The organism is Methylophaga sp. UBA5088 (genome assembly GCF_002414625.1).
GTDB lineage: Bacteria > Pseudomonadota > Gammaproteobacteria > Nitrosococcales > Methylophagaceae > Methylophaga > Methylophaga marina.
Genome location: NZ_DIAC01000027.1, coordinates 589 through 3,889, shown reverse-complemented (window position 1 = coordinate 3,889; position 3,301 = coordinate 589). Strand labels below are relative to the sequence as shown.

The window sequence follows — 3,301 nt, the reverse complement described above, 5'->3', positions numbered from 1 at the left end:
CAACGATTGGCATAAGAACAGCCAGCGCGACTTGTTTTTGGATAGTTGTTTCAAACAGACCAATTACCCATGAGGCAAGAAAAGCTGTAATTAAGTTAACAGCGAGCCAGATGGAGCGGCGATTGACGCTTTTTTTCACTGTTGCGAAAGTATCTTCATCTTCGCCTAAGCCCGCCATGCTTAACATGGAGTGCTCTGCTTCATCACGAATAACGTCTACAACGTCATCAATCGTGATACGACCAAGTAGACGGTTATCTTTATCTACCACTGGTGCAGAAATCAGGTCATGTTTTTCAAATCGTCTTGCCACATCACGATCAGTCATATTTGCTGGAATAGGATCCACTTGATGTGACATGACTTCACTGACCAATAATGAGCGACTTCGACTGACAACCTGAGAGAGCCTTAACGTGCCAAGGTAGTGATCATTGTGGTCAACCACGTATAAGCTGTCGGTATTTTCCGGTAACTCACCGAGCATACGTAAATAACGTAAAACGACTTCTAAGGTGATATCCGTCCTGACGGTGGTGACGTCGGTGTTCATCAAACCACCGGCGCTATCCTCGTCATAGGCTAAAACGGCTTCAACACGACGCCTGTGTTGAATGTCCATCGCACGTAATATTTCATGCACAACATGATCGGGGAGATCCTGCAGAATATCGGCGATATCGTCTGTATCAAGGTCTTCGGTGGCATTGATGAGATCGGCCGTGTCCATATCCGTCATCAGATCGGTACGGACTTCTTCACCAATATAGGATAGAACCTCACCACGCAGATCGGGATTAATCAGGGGCCAGCAGATTTTTCTTTCGTTAGGTGGTAAAGATTCAAGTAAATGAGCTGTTTCTGCCGGATGCAGGCCCGCCAGTAAACGACGCATTCTGACAAAACGTCCGCTTTGCAATGCATCGGATAAAGCATTGATTGATTGATTAAGGGCGTGGTCGTGGTCCAGCTCAGACATATCCAGTTCTCAACGGTGGAGGTGTTTAGGATTGTGATTAGGCTTTATTTTAGCTTGCTTAGCCTTTACTGGATAGCGTGAGATAGCTTGTGGCTAATGAAATACTCTGATTTGGTGAGATTTTTTCCTATCAAAATCATTCATTACAGCCTTGCTAATGTTTATTACCTTCTAACTTAGTGACTGGGGCCATTAATATCTTCTAATAACAAATCAAGGGCTAAGGGGTCAGTTGTATTCATGATATCCAATGTGTTGAGTGGTAATTCACTCAAATTGGTTTCATTTATCACCTGTTTCACTTCAAGTATGGCATTGGGATGCATACTGAAGTTTTCCAAGCCCATGGCAAGTAAGAGTCTGGTATAGCGTGGATCACCAGCCATTTCACCACACATAGATACATCGACATTGTGCTGTTTACCCGCTTGCAGCGTCATATAGATTAGTCGTAATACAGCAGGGTGCAGCGGGTCGTAAAGGTAGTTGACGTGATCATCTATACGGTCGATGGCAAGTGTATATTGGATGAGATCATTGGTACCAATCGAGAGAAAGTCGACATGCTGTGCGAAAATTTCGGCACAGACTGCGCTCGCTGGCACTTCAATCATCGCCCCCACCTCAATGTGATGATCGTATTCGAGGTGTTCTTTATCTAATTCTTGCTTGCACTGTTCCAATAGGTTTTTTGCCTGCAATAGTTCATTCACCGTCGATATCATCGGGAACATGATTTTGATTTTGCCATAGGCCGAGGCGCGCAAAATGGCTCTTAATTGTGTACGAAACATGGTTGGTTGAGTCAAACATAGACGAATCGCACGCATGCCCAGTGCCGGATTGGTCACAACCGTCTGGTTCAGGTTGCGTCCACCATCGACTGTTTTATCTGCGCCAAGGTCAAAGGTACGTATGGTGACTGGCTGATTATTCATACCTTCAACCACATCACGGTATGCTGACAATTGCTCTTCCTCCTCAGGAGGGGACAACCGGTTCATGTATAAGAACTCAGTACGGTAAAGCCCTATACCTTGAGCGCCGGCACTACTGATAGTGGTGACATCCTCTGGCAATTCGGCATTAGCTAATAGTGTGACGGATTTGCCATCACGTGTTTTAGTGGGTTGAGATTTATATCGACTGAGTGAGGAGATATGCTCACGGAAAGCAATCAATCTGCCTTCATATTCAAATTGGGTGCGTTCATCTGCCCCCAATAGCATCACACCTGTCTCGCCATCGACAATCAGTGGTTCGTTATCCTGTACATAGCGTCGGACTGACTCAACACCTACGATGGCTGGAATACCTAAACTTCTCGCTAAGATAGTTGTGTGAGATGTCGCGCCACCGTGTTCGGTGACAAAAGCCACAATTCCCTGATGTTGCATCAGTACGGTATCTGCCGGGGTCAGATCTTCGGCGATAATGATGTGGCCCTTGAGCCGGCCATCAGGAATTTCGTGATCAGCGACTTCTTGATCTGCCAGAATACGATGAATACGGTTGACCACATGATCCACATCATCACGGCGTGTACGGAGATAAGGATCGTCCATTTCATTAAAGACATTGATCAAAGCGTCACGCTGTAATTGCAAAGCCCATTCGGCATTACAACGGCGCTGACGGATCATGTCGACCGGAATCTTATTCAGCGAAGAGTCGCTTAACATTAATAGATGTGTATCAATGAAAGAAGTGACATCAGCTGGGGCATTTGCTGGAATATGATTACGAATGGATTTTAATTGTTGTTTTGCTTGATCAATGGCATCAAGAAAACGATCCACTTCCTGTTCAATAGCAAAAGCCGGTATGAGATATTCACGAACATCTGGTTGATTATGAAAAAGAATATGGGCACGGCCCATAGCAATGCCACGAGAGACGCCAATACCTTGCAACTCAAGTGTCATTCACCTTCTCCAAAATAATCATTTATCAGGGTATCCAAGGAGGCTAATGCTTGTTCCGCATCTGCACCTTCTGCAGTGACTGTGATTTCAGAGCCTTTTGCGGCTGCCAGCATCATTACACCCATAATGCTTTTTCCATTCACCGTTCTGTTTTCTCTTGAGACGGTAATGTCTGCTTGGTGAGCTGATGCCGTTGTGACGAATTTAGCTGCAGCTCTGGCATGCAACCCTAGTTTATTAATTATTGTGAATGTTTTTGTCATCATTTTCTTGAGTAGCCTGTGTGATGACAGCGAACCACGCCTTCTTGTCCACCACTTAACGCTTTTATTTCGAGCTCTTCTAAATTAAGGGCTGGGTAATTCAAAACACGTATCAGCATAGGAAGGTTGAGACC

General features: G+C 45.1%; 3 protein-coding genes. All 3 read right to left on the bottom strand.

Annotated elements, in window-relative coordinates:
* The coding region (locus B4K20_RS03430; RefSeq protein WP_289281891.1) for a magnesium transporter at positions 1-979 on the bottom strand (979 nt) is incomplete at its 3' end.
* 176 nt (positions 980-1,155) lie between these two features.
* Positions 1,156-2,904 carry a phosphoenolpyruvate--protein phosphotransferase gene (ptsP, locus tag B4K20_RS03425; RefSeq protein ID WP_286303565.1) on the bottom strand — a complete coding sequence of 583 codons (1,749 nt, stop codon included), beginning with the start codon at positions 2,902-2,904 and terminating at the stop codon, positions 1,156-1,158.
* Entirely contained in the window at positions 2,901-3,170 is a 270-nt protein-coding gene (locus tag B4K20_RS03420; protein WP_286303566.1) for an HPr family phosphocarrier protein, read from the bottom strand. The genes ptsP and B4K20_RS03420 overlap by 4 nt, the downstream gene beginning before the upstream one ends.
* Positions 3,171-3,301: the final 131 nt, after the last annotated feature.